This is a genomic window from Bacillus sp. FJAT-52991 (assembly GCF_037201805.1).
In the GTDB taxonomy this organism is placed as follows: Bacteria; Bacillota; Bacilli; order Bacillales; family Domibacillaceae; genus Bacillus_CE; species Bacillus_CE kandeliae.
Window position 1 is genome coordinate 441,506 of sequence record NZ_CP147404.1, and the last position, 22,495, is coordinate 464,000.

At 38.8% G+C, this 22,495-nt stretch carries 18 protein-coding genes, 1 pseudogene and 1 riboswitch; of the genes and pseudogenes, 11 read left to right on the plus strand and 8 right to left on the minus strand.

Features of this window, described 5'->3' with window-relative positions:
- Positions 1-219 precede the first annotated feature (219 nt).
- Complete coding sequence (locus WDJ61_RS02515) at positions 220-501, minus strand: Fic/DOC family N-terminal domain-containing protein (RefSeq protein WP_338752915.1); 282 nt, start codon at positions 499-501, stop codon at positions 220-222.
- Positions 502-818: 317 nt separating this feature from the next.
- Here WDJ61_RS02515 and WDJ61_RS02520 point away from each other — a divergent pair, with 317 nt between their 5' ends.
- The gene (locus tag WDJ61_RS02520; RefSeq protein WP_338752916.1) at positions 819-1,157 is read left to right on the plus strand and encodes a YmaF family protein; all 339 of its coding nucleotides are present in this window, start codon (positions 819-821) and stop codon (positions 1,155-1,157) included.
- Positions 1,158-1,229: 72 nt separating this feature from the next.
- On the opposite strand, the gene WDJ61_RS02525 is transcribed toward WDJ61_RS02520, so the two are convergent.
- Positions 1,230-2,498, minus strand: coding sequence for a D-alanyl-D-alanine carboxypeptidase family protein (locus WDJ61_RS02525; protein WP_338752917.1), 1,269 nt, complete (start codon positions 2,496-2,498; stop codon positions 1,230-1,232).
- A gap of 290 nt (positions 2,499-2,788) precedes the next feature.
- Between WDJ61_RS02525 and WDJ61_RS02530 the strand changes: the two genes are divergently transcribed.
- Positions 2,789-3,349 (plus strand): DUF1269 domain-containing protein, encoded by a 561-nt coding sequence (locus WDJ61_RS02530; RefSeq protein ID WP_338752918.1) that lies wholly within the window; start codon positions 2,789-2,791, stop codon positions 3,347-3,349.
- A 100-nt stretch (positions 3,350-3,449) separates the two neighbouring features.
- On the opposite strand, the gene WDJ61_RS02535 is transcribed toward WDJ61_RS02530, so the two are convergent.
- Complete coding sequence (locus WDJ61_RS02535; protein ID WP_338752920.1) at positions 3,450-4,811, minus strand: APC family permease; 1,362 nt, start codon at positions 4,809-4,811, stop codon at positions 3,450-3,452.
- A gap of 625 nt (positions 4,812-5,436) precedes the next feature.
- Here WDJ61_RS02535 and WDJ61_RS02540 point away from each other — a divergent pair.
- On the plus strand, positions 5,437-6,714 hold the full coding sequence (locus WDJ61_RS02540; RefSeq protein WP_338752921.1) for a DUF5068 domain-containing protein: 1,278 nt from the start codon (positions 5,437-5,439) through the stop codon (positions 6,712-6,714).
- Between the two features lie 58 nt (positions 6,715-6,772).
- Here WDJ61_RS02540 and WDJ61_RS02545 read toward each other — a convergent pair whose 3' ends face one another.
- Positions 6,773-6,946 carry a hypothetical protein gene (locus WDJ61_RS02545; RefSeq protein ID WP_338752922.1) on the minus strand — a complete coding sequence of 58 codons (174 nt, stop codon included), beginning with the start codon at positions 6,944-6,946 and terminating at the stop codon, positions 6,773-6,775.
- A 211-nt stretch (positions 6,947-7,157) separates the two neighbouring features.
- Here WDJ61_RS02545 and WDJ61_RS02550 point away from each other — a divergent pair, with 211 nt between their 5' ends.
- Together WDJ61_RS02550 and WDJ61_RS02555 are read left to right on the plus strand one after the other, a co-directional pair.
- Complete coding sequence (locus WDJ61_RS02550; protein WP_338752924.1) at positions 7,158-8,825, plus strand: hypothetical protein; 1,668 nt, start codon at positions 7,158-7,160, stop codon at positions 8,823-8,825.
- A gap of 184 nt (positions 8,826-9,009) precedes the next feature.
- Positions 9,010-9,273 (plus strand): YiaA/YiaB family inner membrane protein, encoded by a 264-nt coding sequence (locus tag WDJ61_RS02555; RefSeq protein ID WP_338752925.1) that lies wholly within the window; start codon positions 9,010-9,012, stop codon positions 9,271-9,273.
- A gap of 110 nt (positions 9,274-9,383) precedes the next feature.
- Here the strand turns inward: WDJ61_RS02555 and WDJ61_RS02560 are convergent, their stop codons facing one another.
- Together WDJ61_RS02560 and WDJ61_RS02565 are read right to left on the minus strand one after the other, a co-directional pair.
- The gene (locus WDJ61_RS02560) at positions 9,384-9,836 is read right to left on the minus strand and encodes a nucleoside deaminase (protein WP_338752926.1); all 453 of its coding nucleotides are present in this window, start codon (positions 9,834-9,836) and stop codon (positions 9,384-9,386) included.
- Between the two features lie 237 nt (positions 9,837-10,073).
- Positions 10,074-11,183 (minus strand): metallophosphoesterase, encoded by a 1,110-nt coding sequence (locus WDJ61_RS02565; RefSeq protein ID WP_338752927.1) that lies wholly within the window; start codon positions 11,181-11,183, stop codon positions 10,074-10,076.
- Between the two features lie 311 nt (positions 11,184-11,494).
- Here WDJ61_RS02565 and WDJ61_RS02570 point away from each other — a divergent pair.
- Positions 11,495-13,125 (plus strand): annotated as a pseudogene (locus WDJ61_RS02570) (putative polysaccharide biosynthesis protein).
- An 18-nt stretch (positions 13,126-13,143) separates the two neighbouring features.
- Here the strand turns inward: WDJ61_RS02570 and WDJ61_RS02575 are convergent.
- Positions 13,144-14,418 (minus strand): transposase, encoded by a 1,275-nt coding sequence (locus tag WDJ61_RS02575; RefSeq protein WP_338752929.1) that lies wholly within the window; start codon positions 14,416-14,418, stop codon positions 13,144-13,146.
- 309 nt (positions 14,419-14,727) lie between these two features.
- Here WDJ61_RS02575 and WDJ61_RS02580 point away from each other — a divergent pair, with 309 nt between their 5' ends.
- Together WDJ61_RS02580 and WDJ61_RS02585 are read left to right on the plus strand one after the other, a co-directional pair.
- Positions 14,728-16,053, plus strand: a complete 1,326-nt coding sequence (locus WDJ61_RS02580; RefSeq protein WP_338752932.1) for a DUF2252 domain-containing protein — start codon at positions 14,728-14,730, stop codon at positions 16,051-16,053.
- A gap of 14 nt (positions 16,054-16,067) precedes the next feature.
- Positions 16,068-16,514 carry a DUF523 domain-containing protein gene (locus tag WDJ61_RS02585; protein ID WP_338752933.1) on the plus strand — a complete coding sequence of 149 codons (447 nt, stop codon included), beginning with the start codon at positions 16,068-16,070 and terminating at the stop codon, positions 16,512-16,514.
- Positions 16,515-16,581: 67 nt separating this feature from the next.
- Here the strand turns inward: WDJ61_RS02585 and WDJ61_RS02590 are convergent, their stop codons facing one another.
- Entirely contained in the window at positions 16,582-17,691 is a 1,110-nt protein-coding gene (locus tag WDJ61_RS02590; protein ID WP_338752935.1) for a sn-glycerol-3-phosphate ABC transporter ATP-binding protein UgpC, read from the minus strand.
- A 246-nt stretch (positions 17,692-17,937) separates the two neighbouring features.
- Here WDJ61_RS02590 and nadE point away from each other — a divergent pair, with 246 nt between their 5' ends.
- From nadE to WDJ61_RS02605, 3 genes are all read left to right on the plus strand, one after another.
- Entirely contained in the window at positions 17,938-18,765 is an 828-nt protein-coding gene (gene nadE, locus WDJ61_RS02595) for an ammonia-dependent NAD(+) synthetase (protein ID WP_338752936.1), read from the plus strand.
- A 335-nt stretch (positions 18,766-19,100) separates the two neighbouring features.
- Complete coding sequence (locus WDJ61_RS02600; protein ID WP_338752937.1) at positions 19,101-20,486, plus strand: sodium:alanine symporter family protein; 1,386 nt, start codon at positions 19,101-19,103, stop codon at positions 20,484-20,486.
- A 31-nt stretch (positions 20,487-20,517) separates the two neighbouring features.
- Entirely contained in the window at positions 20,518-22,194 is a 1,677-nt protein-coding gene (locus WDJ61_RS02605; protein WP_338752938.1) for a M20/M25/M40 family metallo-hydrolase, read from the plus strand.
- Between the two features lie 147 nt (positions 22,195-22,341).
- Positions 22,342-22,443, plus strand: a riboswitch (purine riboswitch).
- The last annotated feature ends 52 nt before the right edge of the window (positions 22,444-22,495 follow it).

The following is a 22,495-nucleotide window of genomic DNA, read 5'->3' on the forward strand; positions in this document are numbered from 1 at the left end:
GTTTTTCATAAAATCATCAATTTTATTGGCGGATATAGGAATATAGGAAGCATCTTCAATCCGATTTGTTGGACCGATGAAGTTTTGAATTTTGCGGAACTGTCCGCTTGCTTGATTTGAACCATGAGCGCCCTGCATTAAGGTGACATGTAAATCTTGTACAAGCCGTGTTGAAATTGGATAACCGTGTCTAATCCGTTCAACTCCTTCAAATAAGGCTTACTGATAATCATTCACTTTTGTAATTTCCCATTTTGGATGACGATCGTCTTTTTGTTCGATCATATCTGTAAAGGTCACTTGTGTCCCTTCAATACGGGTAGATTGAACCGATTCACTTAATGAAAGGATACGCACTAGTTCAGCGCTAACGATGGAGTGTTTAAATTTTTCATCCAAACGACCAATTTTATTACTTACATCAGAAAGTGACTGAAATATTTTTAGTGCAGCATTATGATCAACAGCTGCTGGTAAAGGTATTAAACCTTGAATAGCCATTATCGAATCTCTCCTTTTTATACAGAGTATACATTTTAAAGATGGAAAATAAAAAAATCATCTTTATATGAAGCCCAATTTGTTTTAAGGATGAATAATGAGTGTTTTTATTTGAAAAGTGATTTTTAATCAGTAGGCGTGCTAAGTTAAAAAGCAAGGTTTATCATTGCTGGTTAAAAACCTCACACAACAAATTTTTAGAGATTAAAACATAATCTTATTTTCAGCTCAATATCATTAATATGAATGTGAGAAATATGGCGATGAAGTGTTACCAAGCAACTTCAATTCATAAATCATTTCAGAGGAGTGAGCAAATGGCCAAGATAGGAAAGGATGACTTTGTAGATGGGTTTGTTCCTCATCATAATCATGGTTCGGTTGATTATACTTCGGTGGAAGCGGGGCATGTTCATCAGTGTCTAGATGTCACATCTCCGCCTATACCGACTCAGGGGAATAACCATATCCATTATACGGAAGGGTATGTGGTCTTTGAAAATGGACATAATCATCACTATAAGGCTTATTCTGGGCCAGCAATTCCAGTAGGTAATGGCATGCACGTTCATTATTACGACTTTTATACGACTGAAGATGATGGTCATCGACACCATGTCAGAGGGGTGGATCAGCCAGCTCCAGGTAATAGATAGGGAATGGAGAGTTTAAAAGTATGAAGTATAAAGAAGAGTAACGCTTATCCATTTAGCGTTACTCTTCTGCATTTAAAATATCGATTTCCACAATAACATAAACCAATTTTCTTTTTCAACGGATTCTTTTGCGATGATGTCGATGGTGGCTGCCTTCTTGAGCTCTGGTGTTAAGTATTGTTCGGTTGGACCAGTGAGTTCCATTGTGCCGAGCTTTTGACCTTTTTCAATCGGTGCAACCATGCTCTCTTCGTTTAGGTGCAACTTGCCTTTGATTGGCTGGTCAGTTGTTTTCGGTACCATCACGTAGGATTTATCCGTTGTATCAATGGCTATCTTTTCTGTTTTTCCATCTTTGACTGTAGGTTTTTGTTCTTTAGCTGATAAGTAATCGGTTGGATTCATCGGTTTGCATTCCCATTGTTCAAAGCCATAGTCAAGCAGTTTTTTTGTTTCCATAAACCGCGCTTTGGAGCTTGGTTTCCCCTCTTTTGTTTCTCCACCGATGACGACAGAGATGAGTTCTTTGTCTCCGCGTTTGGCATGCGCGGTAAAACCATGTCCCGCTGCCTCGTTCATTCCTGTTTTCATCCCGAGGATACCTTCATACGGATATTTTCCACCAGGTAGCATTTCATTCGTATTTACCATTTCAATGACTTGAGTGTCAGTGACATGAAAGGTTTTTGTCCTCGTTGTTTCAATGGCAAGTTCTTCAGGGAACTCTTTTGTCAGGTGGTAAGCGAGCAAAGCAAGATCCCTCGCTGACATATGGTTTTCATCCTCAGGTTTAGTCCCTTTCACTTCATAGGGATGAATGTCTTTATTGTTTAATCCAGATGTATTGACAAAGTAAGAATCATGAAGCTTGAGTTGTTTTGCTGTATCATTCATCATTTGAACGAATTGTTCATCCGTCTTCCCAGCCATTTCTCCCAGTGCCCGACTGGAGGCATTAGCAGAGACTATCATCATGGAGTCATATAACTCTTTCAGGGTATATTCCTCGCCTTGATAGAGGGGGATGTTACTTAATCCCGGTTTTGTCGATAAAGTTTGATCTATTTCTTTTGCTTTGTATACATCATTCCATGAAAGTTTGCCCTCTTTTATTTGATCAAGTACGACATATTGCGTCATCATTTTCGACATACTGGCAACAGGAAGGGATTCATCTGCATTTTTTTGATAGAGAATTTTTCCTGTTTTGGCGTCGATTAAAATAGCGGCCTTCGCATGGACATCAAAAGGAAGTTGCGCAAAAGATGGTCGAGGTAATGTCACAATCATTAGGATCATGCATAGGAAAATGGCCAGCCATCTTCTCTGATGTTGTTTCATTAAGTTTATTCTCCTTTTCTATGTATTTAGCAAAAGTCATTATAACATACATAGGCCATAGTTTTGAAAAGAGCACAATACTAAAGTAAGAGTTATTTCTTTTAATTTGAAGAGCCTGTTTTCTGTTCAGATGTAAATATTTCCAATACGAAATATTCAAATAATATTTATGCAACTAAAAGAAGAGGAAATCATTCACTGTTTTGTCACATATGCATGTTTAATGTAGAAACATTGGGGAAAAGAGCAAGTATAGCTGTCCGTCATTTTAATTTTAAGGAGAGAAAAACATGGAAAAGAAAGTATTGATTATGACATTTGAAATGAACAGTCAAGCGTATGAGGCGTTTTCGAAATTAAAGGAACTCCACCTCCAGCAACGAATCGTTGTGGAACAAATGGCAATAGTGAACCATGATGAAGCTCACTCGTTTCAAGTAAAAGATTTTCTGGATATGACAGGAAATGATAAATTGATCACTGGCGGTTTGATTGGTATGCTCGTCGGAATTCTTGGTGGTCCGCTTGGAATGTTGCTTGGATGGACGACAGGATCCATTATTGGCGGCACGGGAGATGCTTCGGAAGTGAAAGATGCGCTCTCGGCTTTTGAAAAAACGTCAGACGCCATTTCTCAAGGAAAAACCGGACTTATTGTGATCGCTTCGGAATATGCGGAAGAAGTGATCGATCAATTGGTTCATGGTGAGTTAAATGGTGAAGTCATCCGCCTGCATGAACAATCTGTCCGAGAAGAAGTGGAAGCTGCTCGTCAAGCCGAAAAAGAATTACGTAAGGAAGCTCGAAAAAAGTGGTTTAACGAAAAGTTCAGAAAAAAGTCAACGAACTAAAATTCAAGCTGTCCCTGACTATGGAAAGTATGTCGAGGAATGAACACGAAAAATCCCCGTTTGATAAAATGGGGATTTTCTTGTTCAGTATAAAAAATCCTTACTTTGAAACAGATGGGTCTGCCTCTGTCTCATTGAAGTCTATATCCGTCAATTTCGTTCGAGAGAATTTAGTTAGAAATAGCATATAAATCAGCCCGATAGAGACCCATACGAGACCCGCGATAAGTGCATCGGCATGTAAGTGAGACCATAAAATCCCGGTTAATCCTGCGCCGATCAAAGGCATAATGAAATAAGAGAAAATATCCTTCGGTGTTTTATACCTTTTTTGTCGAACGACAAAGTGGGCAATGACAGAGAGGTTTACAAATGTAAAAGCAATTAAGGCTCCAAAGTTGATGACCGCTGAAATCAACTCTAAGCTTGGAGCGATAGCAAGTAACGAAACGGCCCCTACTAGGACAACATTAAAGGAAGGCGTTCGGAATCGTGGATGAATGTGACCGAATAGCTTTTTCGGAAGCGCCCCATTTCGACCCATGACGTATAACAATCGAGAAACACTTGCGTGAGAGGCAAGCCCAGAGGCAACCGTTGCGGCAAAAGCCCCTGATAGAAAAATCAGTTTAAAGGTCGTTCCGCCAACATACAAACCGATCTCAGGCAAGGTATCATCCGTCACTTTGAAGTTAGACACATCTGGAAACAAAGCTTGTGTAAAATAACTGCAAAGGAAAAAGATCGCTCCGCCAATTAGAACGGTAAGCATAATCGCTTTCGGCATGATTTTTTGGTCGACGGCTTCTTCACTATACATAGTTACGGCGTCAAACCCTATAAATGAGAAACAAACGACAGTCGCTCCTGTCAATACAGCAGATAAATGTACATTAGAGTGGAAGAGTGGTTCTGTCGTTAAAATCGTCCCCTGCCCCATACCATTAGATAATTGTATAAAAGCTAAAACAAGAAAAGAGCCAATTAACACCACTTCAAAAATAACAAGAAGAGCATTTAAGTTCGATGTTTTTCTCATCCCCCATAAATTGATGGCGGTAATGATGACGACATAAACAACAACCCATATCCAGGATGGCACATTTGGAAAAAGTGATTCCATGTAAAGTCGGATAATTAAGGCGTTGATCATTGGAAGAAGTAAATAATCTAATAAAGATGCCCAGCCAACAAGAAAGCCAAGATGAGGGCTAATCGTTTCCCGAGTATACGTATACGCTGATCCAGCACTAGGAAACACTTGTACCATTTTTCCATAACTAATGGCTGTAAACAACATGACAACTAAAGCAGCAAGATAAGCAAGAGGGACAACCCCATTGGTTGCTTCCGACACAATCCCAAACGTATCGAACACAACTGTTGGTGTCATATAACCTAATCCCAGTCCAACAATGGCCCAAAGCCCAAGCGAACGTTTAAGAGTGCTATTATCTGACATATATCAACTCTCCTTTTTATGTTTATTTGTTTGAATTTTCAGAAATATAAAGGCGTATTAAGGCAGCTGCTCCGTCATAAATCGATCTCCTCTCGTTTTAAATCGTGACTTTTTTCAAGTAAATGCAATTTTTGTTCCAATAGCGTTCAATTACGCACGATAGCAATGATGTCAGCAAATAAACGAATGATCACAGGTTTTATTTAATGGGAAATTTATGAATATATGCATAATCTAGTCTTGGTTGAATAGAGAAAGTGGTTGGTGCTGTCATTGAATCATGGTTAGTTATATGCCTGCCACTGGTGGAGAAGAGGTAAATGACAGGTTAAATTTTGTTGATCTAGTTGAGAATGGATGCCTTAATGGCCGATACTTTTCACTTATTCATCACCAGATAACCCCTTAAATTAGGTCATCTAAACTAGGTAATTTACATTATTTTATTGTTGGTGGATTGAATCTTTCAAATATATTATTGTCTTATATACAATATAGGATTAATATGGTATCCATTCTAGTATTTGTTTTTTAGACAAGAATCTATTGATTACGATAGACAACCATTCATGTGAAAAAAGAAATGCTAGACAAAATGATTGATAATAAAGATGGAGGATGAGATATGAAAAAAAGATTACCAGTCTTTGCTTCCGCCATACTAGCTGCTGCATTAATCAGTGCATGTGGAAATAGCGAAGAAGAAAAAGAAACGAAAAAAGAGGATACTGCGACTGCCACACAAGAGAATGAGGCAAAAGAAGAAAAGTCGGAAAAAGTAGAAGAAAAGGAAAACCAAGAAAAAAGTGAAGCAAAAGAAGGTTCTAATGACTTCTCGTCATTAATTTCTTATATGGAAAAGGAAACGGAAGGAACAACGAAAGTTCTTTATGAGAACAACGAGCCACAAGTACATAAAATGGATAAGGTGTCTGTTTCTCTAGATGCGTATAATTTAGTTGAATTAAAGGATTTTCACACTGATTTTTCCATTCCATTTAGAGACGAAACAAATGGCGGTGTCATTCTAGCTAAATATACGGTAAAGAATGAGATGGATAAAGACGTCTATTATATGCCGTCTTTGGATATTACTTTTACAGGCGCTGAAAGATATTATACAAATTATAAAGAATTAATCCCTGAAGAGGAGCAACTCCCAACAAAATTAACTTATACAAAAGACTATGTATTAAAAGCTGGTGAATCTGTAACCGGATATATTGCTTATCCATTTGGTCAATCTGATTTAACGAAAATTCAAGAGTTATCGACTGTAACGGTGATGGTACCTCCAGCGCTTTTAGAACCAAACCAATTAGATTCAGCTGTTGGTTCAGAGGGTAGATTTAATTTAGCTTTAAATGGCGATGGCGCTGAAAAAGTAGCAAGCAACGCAGCTTTTTACCAAGATAGAGCTACAACGGAAAACATGGGTGAAAAGAAGATGCTAAAAGAAAAGAGCGGCATCAATGAGAGTCACCAATTAGGAGATGTCAAGGTAGCGTTAGATGGATATCAGTTTGCTGAATTCACTCCGAATGAAGTGGAAGCTCCGCGATTCACCTCTTTTCCAAACGGAGTGGTTTTATTGACGGTTAAATTTCAGCTAGATAACAAAGGGGCTGAGGATATTGGCTTGTCATTACTGAGCTCAAAATTAACCGTTAATGATGGTGCTCAATACATGCTTAGTGAGGGCATGCTACTTAACAATGGGTATAATGACATCGTTAAGTCTGGAGAAGCTGGTGAACTTTTACAAGTCTTCGTGTTAGACAAGGAACAATACGATAAAATTTGGAAAGAGAAAGCTTTTGAGGTCGAAATCGGTCCAATGAAAAATAAAGAAGCAAAAGATATTTCTAAAGGGCAGAGAGTAACCTTTACTTTACCAAACTAATGGATTAGGTAAATACACTTTCTAAAGGAGGCAGCCTTTTCGTGGCTTGCCTCCTTTTTTAATGTCCTTCGAATTGCGTACTTCGCAAGCGATAAATAATATACCCAGTTTGAACTAGCATAAATAACAAAAATAAAGGAATGGACAAGTATAGTACTCGCTTATGCCAATCCATGCTTCGTTTCATGACCATTGCTGAAGCGATGAAACTAGTCAAAAAATTTATGAGCATCAAGATCCTCCTTTTTATTTAGGTGCCTGTCACTCCTCGTTTTTTGTCGAATCAAAAGGTAGGTAGTGTAGTCTCTTTAGCATTTGATTTCAGACACGGCGTGATGATAGCACCACAATCTTTTTAGATTCGCGGTCTTTTATACTTTTTGTGAAACATTTTCATCCTTTCATCCGTAAATATAGAGACAACTTTTGAAAGGAGTTCATTTATGGGAAGCATTTTTTTATTTTCACTGATTATAGGTTTTGTGTCTGCACTAATTCTTATTCCTATTTCTACGAATAAAAAAGAGGGGAAGCAGTCGGTATTTGGCTTTCTAATAGGGGCAGTTGTTTTATTCGTGCCTCTTGTATTTGTATTTTATTATGTCACGAATTTAGACTATAATTTAACGTCTGTATGGCCGTTATTGATTGTTGTGTCAGCGGTTGGAGCAGTGTTTGCTACGGGGACGGAGAGGTTAGTTAAAGCGGGTCTTTTCGCAGTAAGTTTGATCGTAGGAGGTTATTTCTTAACGGCATTTGTGTTCAATGCTGATGAAAAATTTAATACGGCAAAAATGGAAGAGAAGGTGGAGATTGAGCCTTTTGATGAGAAGGAGACACCTGCAAGTGTTCCTCCGAAATTTGCTCGTAACAAAATGAAAAAGGCATTTGGGCAAGTTCCGAATACGAGCTATTATGAACTTGGAAGATTACAAATTCAAAAAGTAAATGGGGAGTATGTTTATATTGCTCCAGTGGAGTTTTCAGGGTTTTTTAAATGGTTAAATGGGGATAAAACGCCGGGTTACTTCACAATCAGTGCCACCGATTCAACGGCTAATCCTAAGTTTGTGAAGGCAGACATGGAATATACTCCATCGGCTTATTTTAATAAAAATATTGAGCGGCATATTCGTATGAAATATCCGAAGCAAATTTTTTATGGAGAGCCGCAATTAGAGATTGATGATCAAGGAAAGCCTCATTATATTCGCACATATGGCGAATTTATTTCGGCACGTAATGGATTTAAGGTGAAAGGGATTGTTTCAGTGGATCCGAAAACGGGTGAAACGCAAGCTTATCCACTATCTGAGATTCCAGATTTTATGGACGGTGCTATTTCTCCTGAAGTGGTTAGTCTACAAAATAGCTATTATGGAAACTACGTTCATGGATTTTGGAATAGTAAATTCGGTAAATCAGATGTGAAGCTTCCTTCCGATGAAGGAACAGAAGCAAATGTCAGTCCGATTTTTAACGAGCAAGGCGAGATGTATTACTTCACGGATTTCACAAGTCCGAAAGAAGGGGTAGACTCGATGCTTGGGTACTCACTGACAAATGCGAGAACAGGGGAAGCAACTTATTATACTGGAAACTTGGAAGAATCATACATGGATTCTCAAGGGGCTTTGCAAATTATCGAAAAGAAATTTATTGAGAAGAAATGGGAAGGGCAAATGCCGATTCTATATAATTTCTATGGGGAAGCTAGTTGGTTAACGCCTGTATTGGATTCCAATGGTTTTCTGCAAAATTACTTTATCGTTTCAGCTGCAAATCCGGAAATTTCAGTATCTGGCGTCACGCCAAATGATGCCTTAAAGCAATATAAAACGGCGTTGCAAAGAGGAGGAGGAACGGTCGACGGAAGTTCCAAAGCAGAAGAAAAGCAAGTAAGCGGCAAAGTCCTAAGAGTATACAAAGAAAAATCTGGAGAATTCACGACTGTTTCTTTCTTATTAGATAATCGCCAAAGCTATGTCATTTCTTCGGAAAATGAACCAATGGCTATTTACCTGCAAGAAGGCGATCAAGTGAATGTGAACTACTTAGAGACAGGTGAACAATTCTTACCTGTAAAAAAACTCGTAATCAAAGGTTTATAGGTGCCTGTCACTCCTCGAATTTTGTCGAATGATTGATAGATAGATTTAACAGGAAAAGCATATTGAAAATTCAGATTTATGTTAAAGTATAATTGATCATAATTTACATGATCGGAATATTTATCAGGGTCGTTTTCATAAAATCATAATGATGACAAAAACTAATGTAGTTGGAGGTTGAATTATGCAAAGATACAGACGCAGAAATACTCCTGCTTTCACATGGTTATCTTACTTCACATTTTTTGCTGGAGTGGCTTTATTTAGTATTGGCTTATACAATGAAGATAGCTTGGAGCTTAACGAGAAGGGATACTATATTGCGGTAATGATTCTCGTAGCAGTAGGTGCGATTTTAACACAAAAAGTGACGAGAGATAACGCAGAGGATAATGAAATGATGGCTGAACAGGACAGAATGCAGAACTTATCAAATAAAGCAGAGTAAAAGGAAGGCGCTACGAATAGCGCCTTTTTTGTGTATAGGGGGGGCCTGTCACTCCTCGAATTTTGTCGTATATTTGTTTTTTGGTTATGAAGGAGTGTAGAGCATGAATGTCATTTATGCTCTTTCCATAGCTTCATGGGGTTTACTTGTCCTTTTTCTAATGGCATTTGGATCATTGTTAGAGAGCGTTCTTCTTTATTTTTTTGTAAGTTTTGATAGATCTCTTTCGATTTTCCCAACCCTACTTGAACAGCGTCTTCAAGTGAGCAGCAGTAGTATACGTTTTCAATGCCTGCAAAGTACATAGCTGTTAGACACATAGGACATGGCTCTCCACTAGCATACATGGTATAGCCCGATAGGTCGTTTGTTTGTAATTTTTCTTGAGCCTTTCGGATGGCTAATAATTCAGCATGACCGCTAATATCATATGTTTTGTGGAGTGTATTTACACCCTCTGCAATAATTTGCTGATCGTGAACAAGTACGGCTCCAAAAGGTTGTCCGCCATCATGAACATTATCAATAGCCAGCTCTACGGCACGTTTCATAAATGGATTCATTTCCATCCCTCCAATTATTTATCCCGCATTAACGGGCAGTAAGACCCCCACCTCAACATGGCAGAAGGAGCGCAGGGATGTATAGGTGGGGGATCAACAGCCTGTAAACGCCCGATCCATTCGGGCCTGTACGATGCAGGTTACAAAGGCGTTGCAACAGGACGTTGCGACTTTAGCCTTTGTTCCTCTTTTCATCAGTGGGGGATGAAGAAAACCCCCACTGATTGAAGGTTCACTTTATATAAATCGTATATCGACTTGCAAGATTTCCGAGCGGCTGCCGATTCGAATAGGGGGTCCCCAAAACCCGAAACCGGATGAAACGAAGGCGTGCAGCTGTTCTTTTTGTAAATAGCCCCAATCAAGCTCGTACATTTTTTTAGTAATCAAATGGTTTGGAGCCATTTGTCCGCGATGAGTATGACCAGAAAATAAAATATCAACGCCACTTTTTTGTGCTTGTTTTAGCTCAAAAGGTTGATGATCCATGGCAATGATCGGATAAGCGGGATCGATATCAGTCAGCAAGTCGGCAAAGGATTGCCTTTTTTTATCCGTTTTATCTTTTCGGCCGATGAGATGAAAGCTATTATCGATCGTTAGCTTGTCATCCATCATAATCTTGATATTGATTTTCCTCATCTCTTCAATAAATTCAGGAATTTGTCCACCATAATATTCATGATTTCCAAGCACGCCATACACACCTAAAGGAGCCTTCAATTCGCTCATGATTGCGCCCATATTTTTGCGGATAAATGGTTCAGGATCATCATCAATAATATCTCCAGGTAAAAGAATTAAATCGGGTTCGATCTTTTTTACTTTTCTGACTAATCTTTTTAAATGAGCGATTCCTGATAGTCTGCCAAAATGCATATCAGAGGCCATCGCAATGCGCAAAGTATTCCTAGTACCTTGTTTCTTTGGCACACTGATCTGATATGTTCGTACAATAGGGCTGTAGGCGTTAAATAATCCGTAAGCAAAAAGAATGATGAATATTCCAAGCACCACATTTCCAACGGCAAAAATCGCTGTGGATAGTGGAATGGACGCTAGTTTTAACAAGAACACAGCTAGGTCCGCTAACGGTAAAAGAAAGAGGCTGTATTGAATGACGGCCAACCAAACATAACCAATCACTCGAAAAGCCGATAAAAACTTCGACATTCGACTAACAATAAAAGAATAAGAGAGACAAATAAAAATAACACTATATGGCAACGGATTTTGGACATCAAAGGCCACCTTTAGCCATACCCATCCATTCCAGCCGATATAAAATAATAAACCATTAAACAGAAGGAACATGAGTATAAAATAGACCGTCTTAAATTTCGTCATCCGCTTTCTCCTTTGTTAGATTGTACTTGATTTTAACATATTTTAGATTGAAAAGGTGATGAGTACAATCGGGGAAATGGTCTATTGCTGTCTATCCTGCTTTAGGTATGGAGTATTTTTGAAGTCAACATTCCCAGATAGTCATAAATTTGAATCAAGATCGGCTAGATTATTATAAGCAAGAGAAAAAGCATATGACGTTTCATATTTAGGAAGTGATTTCACAGAATTTATCAAACCTTTCCTGTATAATGATATTATTTACTTATTATGTATATAAATTAAGTTGGTCGCAGAAGGGATGAAGGGTTTTGTCGTATTCCAATATCGTCAAAGGGACTTTGTTATTAAGTAGTGCCACTTTAATATGCAGAATATTAGGATTTATCTATTTTTTTCTTTCCAGCTGTTAGTTGGCACAGAGGGGGTCGCTTTATATCAATATGCGTATGGTTGGTATGGTGTGTTGTTAAGTTTTGCTACGGCTGGTATGCCTACTGCTGTATCAAAGTTTGTAGCGAAATACAATGCAATGGGAGATTATGAAACGAGTCAAAAAATGTATCGGGCCAGCTTGATTTTAATGCTTATTATGGGAGCAGTCGGCTTTTTAGTCCTGTACGGATTGGCTCCTTATATTTCAAGTTTTATTATTCGGTCAAAAGAGCCAAGTCAATCCTTCCTTGATTCACTGACATTAACAATGAGGGCTTTAAGTTTTGCTTTACTCATTGTGCCTCCGATGAGCATTACACGAGGCTATTTTCAAGGATTTCAAAAGATGAAACCGACAGCCTATTCACAGTTAATGGAACAAGTAGTTCGAGTGATTTTTATATTAGTAGGTAGTTTTTTTATTGTTCGTATCATTGAAGGGTCCACGAAATGGGCTGTTGCGGTGGCGACTTTTGCAGCGGCTGTTGGAGCACTAGCTGGCGTGTTCGTCTTAGTCTACTACTGGAAAAAGTACAATGGATTGAAGGCAGTTAGCGCGAAGAAAGTCTCTTCTTTAACGACTAGAGACATGTTTCTTGAACTATTCCAATATTCCATTCCTATCGTTATGGTAGGGGTGGCGATTCCTTTATACACTTTAATTGATCAGTATACAGTGGTTGATATTTTGACTAAAAGCGGCTATTCGGAGAAGGGAGCGAACAGAGTATTTGCCTACATAACCGCCTATGCTCAAAAGCTGATGATGATCCCGATTTCACTGGCGACAGGGTTTTCACTCAGTATTATTCCGGCAATCACGCAAGCTTTTTTTGATAAAAAAACAGAAGATCTCAAACAGCAAATTTTGAAAATCTATCAGCTATTATTGCTTTTTACTATCCCAGCGTCTATCGGACTAGCTGTCCTTTCTTATGATATTTTCCGAGTGATTTACGTCGATCCTCAAACGGCTTTAGAGGGGTCCCCTTATTTAATAACATCTGCTCCTATCGCGATATTGGCTGCCATGTTTATGGTTTCTGCAGCCATACTACAAGGAATGGATTTACAGAAGAACACGATTTACGCGACGATGGCAGGAATTATATGTAAGCTCCTATTAAACCCGATCCTTTTACATCTCTTTGAAGGACATGGAGCTATTATGGGAACGATGATCGGTTTTGTCGTTTCTAATCTCATCATGTTCGTCATCATTGTGAAATATACGAAGCTTCACATCAAGAGTTTATTAAAGAGCCTCTTTTTTGTGTGTCTATATTCCCTCATCATGATGATGAGCATTCTTTCATTAAAATGGGTAGGAACATTCATTTTAGAAGGAAATCATTATATAGACTCGCTTATTATTGTGCTTGTTAGTGTGTTTGTTGGCATCCTTGTCTATTCTTCGTTAGTCATGAAGGGTAAACATGCTTTAGATGCTGAAACGAAAATGATGATCCTACAAAAATTAAAGCTTAGTGAACTACATCGCCATTAAAATAGCGAGCTTCAAGTTCTACGCAACGAACTGTTGTCCATTGAACGTATACACATTTGGCGTGTCCAACACCACTACTGATGGAGCATTTAGCTCTTTCAGATACTTTTTACTGATATTAATGGCTCCATTTACATCTGCATTGATGACGGTTTGACATTCTTCGCAAACATAGAGACCTCTATGTTTGCGGTTTCCTTTTTTAGCATGTTCTTTTGAAGGAATGGGCTTACAAATAGAGCAAGTCTGTGAAGTATATTCCTCTGTAACTGTTTGAACAGCTATTCCTTTTTCCTCTGCTTTATATGTGAGCATTTGAACCATTTTCAGAAAAGGAAGGGCATGAAATTTTTGATTATTTTTCTTCCCTAAGTTGGCTTGTTGGCGAATCCCTGAAATATCGCCGATCACGATGGTTTCAATTCCTTGTTGAACAGCTATGTCTATTACTTTCTTTGTCATGCAATGCAGGATATGAAACGTCTGAGCTTTCTTTTTTTGGTAAAGCTGAAGGACCCTCTTAGACTTTTTCGGATATTTGACTCCTTTTGCTGACTGTTGAGCGTCGGAAATAGCTTGATAGTGGGCTATTTTCTTATGAAAATACCGTTCAACAGACAACCATTGACGACCAGAAATGATGTGTGAGCCACCTCGATAATCATAACAGGTTAGAGCATTGGCAACCCCTATATCTATCGCCATAAATTTCTCACTTTTTTGGTGGACCGAACGATCTTGATATTCTTGCGCTAGTATGACCTTGTACTCTCCATCAGATATTGGCTTCACTTCTACAGTTTTAATCACACCTAATTCAATATGATCAGGTACCGGAATATAGAGGAACTTCTTTTTAATGTGATACTTTTCTTTTAAATAAGCCTTTTGTTGGGCTGGAATCGACAGTCGAAGGGTTCTATCTTCTAGACGAAACCCATTATTCAAAAACTTAACATTAAAATTCCTTTGCTTAAAACGTGGAGGCTTTGGGTTTTCAATTCCACCTGATTTTTTTAATTCAAAAAAAGATTCCCATGCTTCTTGAAGAACCTTTAACACTTCTTGTGCTGATTGAGAGGGCAAGTTTTTGTACCAAAAATGGTTTTTTAGTCGCTTTTTCTGATCATACCTATTAGGAAATGGAGTATTGGATTCCTTGTTCCAGTTTTTCTTTTCATAGTTTGCGACATTCCATAGCTTTCTTGCCGCATAGCCCAACTGAAACAAAATCCGATCTATTTCTTTATTCGGCTTATATATAAAATAAGATGCACGAATCACATGACTCACCTACCTTTCTTCGGTATTTGATTGACCAAACGATAGGATAGTTAACATAGTACATCTAGTATGTTTAATATTGTATTTATTTTCCATAAATATATTATAGAATAAATATTGTATACTATCAATAAAGACAACTAGTATATAGATAATATAAGGAAGGTGGTCATTCATCTCCCCATTGAAATGCGGAGGATTCTGACCGCTTTATCCTAAATTTGAACGAGGACTTTGAGGATGGAATAATAGCCATTAATCGACAAATACAGTAAAATAGTGATAGAAGTATATTCTGAAGATTCAGAGGTGGAATCAATGGTTAATTTAGGAGAACGTGTCAAGCAAACGAAGCGAACTTTGCGAATGGGCACGCTTAAAAAAATTTTAGTAGAGTTTGATCAAGAAATTATGGGGCTGTCGGAGGAAAATCGACAAGCGAAATATGAAAAAATGTCGCAAAGTCCGTTTATTTTCTTCCGTGGTAGTGCCTATTTATTTTACTATGATGTAGCGAGTCATTGGTTCCCATACCATACGCCGGAAGATCGTCCGACGTGGATTCAAGGGGATTTGCATTTTGAAAACTTCGGTGCTTTTCATAATGAAAAAGGCAAGCTAGTATTTGATATTAATGATTTTGATGAAGGTTATTTAGGTTCTTATTTATATGATCTATTGCGTATGTCAGTCAGTATCGCGCTCGTTTGTCGCGAGTTAGGCTATGATGTAGATGAGCAAATCGATGTGATCGAGGCTTACTTACAGGCGTATCATAAGCAAATGATTCGCTTCCGAGATCGCAAAGATTTACCAGAAACCTTTTTTATCACGAAAAAGAAAGCGGACGGCACCATTCGAAAGCTATTGAAAAAGCTAGAAAAAAGAAGCGAAGCGCATTTATTAAGTAAAGTAACGACTCATTTTCAATCAGAGCGACAGTTTGCAGAGTCGGATGAAATTCGACCATTAAGCGATGAGGAACAAGCAGTGATTGAGCAAATCTGGTCTCATTATTTAGACACGGTTGTCAAAATGGAAGATGAAACGAAGTATGGGATTAAAGATATTGCGATTAAACTTGGCTCAGGAACGGCTTCTATTGGGTTAGACCGCTTTTATATTTTGGTAGAAGGCGGACAACAGGAAGAGGATTTAGACGATTTAGTTTTAGAAATGAAAGAGGTTCGTCTACCAATTCCAGCCTATTTCATGCCTTATAATGAAACCTTCTGGGAGGCATTCCCTCATCAAGGGAAACGCGTCATTATGACACAGCGAGCGATGCACCATCAAGCCGATCCTCATTTAGGATATGTGACAATTGATGGCCGTGACTTCTACGTTCGTGAACGTTCGCCATATAAAAAGAAGCTAAAGCTTGAAGCGATCAAAAACTTAGAAGATATGATTGAGACAGTGGAACAAATGGGTGGCATTACTGCAAAGGTTCATGCTCGAGCAGATGCGGATATTAATGAAGGAATCCTTCCGTATCATAGTGAAAAGGAAATTTTAAAAGCCATTGGTGAAGATGTCGATGGATTTGTCCATTATTTATCCCACTGGGCCTTTTCTTATGCGAACCAAGTGGAGAAAGATTACGAATACTTTATGGATCACCTTCGTGCAAAGCAGCAGTAAAAGGGGGATTGTCCATGATTTTGATTAGTTCCTGTTTAGCTGGAGAAGCCGTTAGATATGATGGGGCGCACTGTTTAGACCAGCCGTTAAAGAAGCTGATTGAAGAAGGCAAAGCGGTAATGGCGTGCCCTGAAGTGATGGGGGGATTGCCGATTCCGAGAGAACCGGCTGAAATCATTGGCGGAGACGGCCAAGATGTCCTTGAAGGCAAAGCTCAGGTTGTGACTAAATCGGGAAAAGACGTAACCGATATGTTTATCAAAGGCGCTTATCGTATGTTAGAAAAAGCAAAAGAGGTTCAGGCAAATGTAGTTATTTTAAAAGAAAATAGTCCTTCATGTGGAAGTAGCATGATTTACAATGGCGAGTTTTCTGGAAAGAAGATAGCAGGTAATGGCGTAACAGCCGCCTTGCTTAAACAACATGGATTTCGCGTGATTTCTGAGACAGATACGATCTGAAAAAACAGCGTCCGCCTTCTTAAGAGGGAAGGACGCTGTTTTTTATTAGTAAATCCCCAAATCTAAATTACTCCTGCTCGTTGTGAATCCGTTTCTCGCTTTCAGCATTGAAAAAGTGGGCTTGGTTCATATCAAAGGCTAGTTTGATCGTCTCACCTGGTGTAAATTCGGACCGAGAATGTAAGCGTGCAACGAACTCTGTGTCATGGATGCTAGAGTAAATCATTGTTTCTGCACCTGTTGATTCTGAAACGGTGATTTTTGCGTCAATGGTTGACCTCGGAAAAGCTTCCATAAAGGTCGATTCATAATGAATGTCTTCGGGGCGAATGCCGACAATGATTTCTTTTCCGATGTAGCCAAGCTTTTGTACTAAGTTCATCTTCTCTTGAGGGATGGCTAGAGATGTATTCCCAATCATAACTCGCCTTTTTTCTAGCTTGCCGCGAAAAAAGTTCATTGCAGGGGAACCGATAAAACTACCGACAAACACATTCGCAGGTTTTTCATATACTTCTTTTGGCGTCCCCACTTGTTGAATGATTCCATCTTTCATCACGACTAAACGAGTAGCCATCGTCATTGCTTCTGTTTGGTCATGGGTCACATAAATCGTTGTTGTCTGGATTCGTTGATGGAGCTTGGAAATTTCTGCACGCATTTGTACACGTAACTTGGCATCAAGATTAGACAAAGGCTCATCCATTAAGAATACTTTGGCGTCACGAACAATCGCCCGGCCTAAAGCGACCCGCTGACGTTGACCGCCGGATAAAGCTTTTGGCTTTCGATCTAAATAGTCTTCCAATCCAAGAATGGCTACTGCCTCTTTTATTCGGCGGTCTATTTCTGATTTAGAGAATTTCCGTAGCTTTAATCCGAATGCCATGTTTTCATGAACAGTCATATGAGGGTAAAGGGCGTAGTCTTGGAATACCATGGCGATGTCACGGTCCTTCGGAGGAACATTGTTCATATGTTTGCCATCCATATAAAAGTCTCCTTGAGAAATCTCCTCGAGGCCTGCGATCATTCGTAAAGTGGTAGACTTTCCACAGCCTGATGGACCAACAAAGATGATGAATTCTTTGTCGAGAATATGTAAATTAAAATCTTTGACCGCTGTCATTTTGTCATCATACATTTTGTAAATGTTCTTAAGCAATAGCTCTGCCATATTATGAATGCCTCCTAAGTTGGTGGTATTTTCTTAAGTTAAGCTTATCTTAAAGGATAAGATATTTGTATAGGCAGTGTGCATAACTCGCATTTCAAAACTAAATAACTCATGTATAAGAAGAGTTAGTATTTCATTCGGAAGGAAACCATGAAATGCTGGCTCTTCTTCGTTCGCAGAGGGTTCAAACTGCCAAAAACATGGTATTATATTTGTAATAGAACCAAAAATGGAGGAGGATATGTTATGACGGATTTGCAAAAGCAAATAATAGAAGAGCTGAAAGTCCAACCAACGATTGATCCGCAAGAGGAAATTCGCAAAAGTGTGGATTTTATGAAAGCTTATTTAAGGAAACATTCTTTTTTAAGTGGGTTTGTTCTAGGCATTTCCGGCGGACAGGATTCGACGCTTGCTGGTAAGCTTGCACAAATGGCCGTGAAAGAATTGAGAATGGAAACCGGCTCAGATAAATATACATTTTGCGCTGTCCGACTTCCATATGGTGTGCAACGAGATGAAAATGAATGTCAAGATGCGCTTGCGTTTATTAAACCTGATAAAGTCTATGGTGTGAATATTAAAGCCGCTGTTGATGCAAGTGAAGAAACATTGAAGAAATTAGGCATTGAACTAAGCGATTTTGCTAAAGGCAATGAAAAAGCTCGGGAACGGATGAAGGTGCAATATAGCATTGCTGCCGTGAAAAACTGTGTGGTTATTGGTACGGATCACGCCGCTGAAGCGATTACTGGATTTTACACGAAATATGGGGATGGCGGAGCAGATATCGTCCCTCTATATCGTCTGAACAAACGTCAAGGGCGGTTGATGTTGAAAGAACTTCACTGTCCAGAACATCTATACTTGAAAGTACCGACTGCTGATTTAGAAGATGATCGTCCACAGCTGCCCGATGAAGTGGCTCTTGGTGTGACGTATGAAGAGATTGATGACTATTTAGAAGGTAAATCTGTGCCCGACACAGCTAGAGAGCGAATTGAACAATTGTATATGAACTCTCAGCATAAACGACATATGCCTATTACGATTTTTGATGACTTTTGGAAGTGAAAAAACCAGCGTCCTCCGCAGGAGAGACGCTGGTTTTTTCATTGTCCTATATTTTTGACTTAAGTGAATGGATTCTAAATATTCTGCAAGGATTATTTGCGCCAAAAATTAAAGCGCTTACATTTTTCGCAAAAGTTATAGACGATTTTTGATTAATTTGTTAGAATTTTATGCAATTAGCTTGTTTTTCTAATATTAAGACAGTGGTTAACTATATCGATGGCAAGCTGAATATTTTTGTACGATTCGTTTGAGGTAATGGAAGCGGTCTCATTATAATGAGGTACGACTTTTTTTACCATAATGATGAATAAAACAACTTAGGGGGACACAATATGGAGAAATTTGAGCAAGTGATTGCTTCGATCACAGGGTGGATTTGGGGAATGCCAATGATTTTATTGCTGCTGGGCGGAGGGATATTTTTAAGTATCCGCATCGGTTTCTTTCAATTTCGTTATTTCCCGCATATTATAAAAGAAACATTCGGCAAAATCTTTTCTAAGGATGAGGCACCAGGGTCAGTGACACCATTTCAGGCGACCACTTCTGCGCTAGCTTCCACAATAGGGGCAGCAAACATTGTTGGGGTACCGGTGGCGATTGCTTTAGGGGGACCGGGTGCGATTTTTTGGATGTGGTTAGTTGCGATGATAGGAATGGCTTCTAAATACACAGAAGTGGTTCTTGGGGTTAAGTATCGAACGAAGAATGAAGCGGGTGAATGGACAGGTGGCCCGATGCACTATATTGAAAAAGGACTTGGTTGGAAGCCTGTAGCTAGCTTTTTTGCCTTCTTTTTGATGTTAGAAATTTTGGCAAGTACAATGGTTCAATCAAACTCTTTATCACAAACTGTGGAATCTGCTTTTAATATTCCACCGGTTGTAACAGGGATAGCAGTTTTAGTGTTGGTAGCGCTCGTTACATTAGGCGGTATTCAACGTATCGGATCAGTCACCGAGAAGTTTATTCCAATAATGGTAGGTATTTATTTAGTAAGCGCTATCATTGTTTTAGTTGCTAATGCTTCTGAAATTCCAGCAGCTTTTGCTTTGATTTTCCAACATGCTTTTACGCCTATATCTGCGGCTGGAGGTTTTGCTGGGGCTGGAGTTGCGGCGGCTATCCGCTGGGGGCTTGCTCGTGGTATTTACTCAAATGAAGCGGGAATGGGAACAGCTCCTATTGCCCATGCGGCTGCTATGACGGAACACCCTGCTAAACAAGGATTATGGGGGATATTTGAAGTTGTTATAGATACATTGGTAGTTTGTACGATGACGGCTTTAGTGGTGTTAACATCAGGAGTTTGGCAAGATGTACCGACAGAGAAAGCGTCTACAATGGTAGTTGAGGCTTTATCTAGTGTCGTAGGGGATAGTATTGGAGGAGCAATCATCTCTATTTGTCTATTCTTTTTTGTGCTATCAACGGTTGTTGTTATCGTATTTTATGGAGAAAAACAGGCGGAATATCTTTTTGGTCTTCGCTTTGCAAAAGTGATGAGATTTGTCTATTTAGCTGCTATTATCGTAGGGGCGATTGGTGGTTTACAGTTCATTTGGCAATTCCTTGATTTAATGCTAGCGATGATTATTTTACCGAACGTTATAGCTCTTCTATTCTTAAGTGGAGAAGTGAAAGAGCTGACTCAAGATTATATAAACAAATACATTAAAAAAGATAAAGGAAACAAGAAGCAACAAAATACAGCATGATTGATAATAAACAACGGAGAGGGTTAGAAGAATGTATAGAGAGTTAGAAAATTTAAATGTACAAGAACAAGTGGAAAAGTTAACAAGAACATTAGTGGCTATTCCAAGTATCAATGGGTCTGAAGAAGGTGAAGTGGCGGTAGCGGATGAGATTTTAAATATTTTGCGTTCGTATCCTTATTTTCAAGAGAATCCAGCTCTCGTTTGGGAACAGACAGCGATTGATGATGCATTAAACCGAAAAAATGTCTTTGCTTTTGTAAAGGGTGGAGTTAACACGAAGCAAACGATTATTTATCACGCTCATATCGATACGGTGGGCATTGAAGATTTTGGGGCACTTCGACAACACGCATTTAATCCAGATGAGTTACAAAGCTTTTTCAGTGAATTTGATCAAGATCAAGATGTTCAAGCGGATGCTCGTTCAGGAGAGTGGATGTTTGGTCGCGGATCTGTCGATATGCAAAGCGGTGCAGCTGTACATTTAGCTAATCTTCTCTATTTCTCAGATCATCGAGAAGAGCTGCCTGGAAACTTGCTTGTAATGTTTAATCCAGATGAAGAGAGTCAGCATGCTGGCATCAAAAGTGCCGTATTTGAATTAGAGCGTTTAAAGAAAGAATGGGATTTAGAATATGTAGCTGCTATCAATAATGATTTTATTACGCCGCAGTATGATGGAGACAATACAAGATATATTTATACAGGTGCAGCAGGAAAGATTTTGCCTAGCTTTTATATTTATGGTAGAGAAGCACATGTAGGTGACACACTTCAAGGAGTGGACCCTAATTTTGTTGCTGCGGAATTAACGAGAAGAATTCATAATAACGTGGAGCTATGTGAAAATATTCAAGATGAGATGGTATTGCCACCAACATGCTTGTTCCAGCGAGATAATAAATTTACGTACAATGTCCAGACGGCAACTAGCAGTTATTTATACTTTAACTATTTCTTATATCGTGACTCTGCTGCAGATGTCATGAGAAAACTGCAAAACATCGCTACAGAAGCTTGTGAAGAAATTTCGACGTATTTATCTAATCAATATGAGGAATATCTCAATCGAACAGGTCTTCCTCGCAAACACTTAAACTGGAATATTGAAGTGGTCTCTTTAGAGGAATATAGCAACGAGTTAAAGCAAAGAGGCATCGATGTTGAGAAAGTATGTGCCGAGGTAGTAGAAGAACATAAAATGCTCGATTTACGAATGGTTTCCTTTAAAATTGTAGAAGTGTTAAATGAGCTCGATCCGATTAAGAAGCCGCGCGTGATCATGTTCTTTGCACCTCCATATTTACCGCATAACTTCTTAAGAGAAGATGATCAAGCGGAGCAAACGATTTTAAAGACGATTCAAAATGTGCTTGCAGAAGCTGAAAAAGAAAATGGCGAAACGTTTGCTGTAAAGAAATTTTTCCCTTACTTAGCAGATGGCAGCTATTTGTCTATCCATGAAACAAATGAAGAGTTGCAAAGCTTACTGAATAATTTACCGAATCTCGGTCGACTTTATACGTTACCAGTAGAAGAAATTCGCCGATTGAATATTCCATCGATTAATATGGGAGTATACGGAAAAGACGGTCATAAATGGACGGAAAGAGTGTATAAGCCGTATTCCTTCGGTGTTTTACCAAAGCTTATTAGAGATACAACGATTAGTTTATTGAACCATGTACCAGTGAAAGTGAGATAATAAGAAAAGCTGCTGATTTATCGGCAGCTTTTTCAATGAAATCAGCGGCAAAGTAATCGATTGTTTATATTTATTCAGAAAATTTAATTAAATATAGAACAACTTGACCATCAGGTGTTATAGAGATAAAATGATGTCAAATTAGCTCGAATAAATGACTAGTTCCTTCATATATTTTCGATAATATGGATCGAAAGTTTCTACCAAATCACCGTAAATGATTGGACTATGAGGGCAGGTTCTTTGTGAAGACAACTAGAATTCTGCTTTCTGCAATGAAAGGGTTCTAGTTTTTATTTTA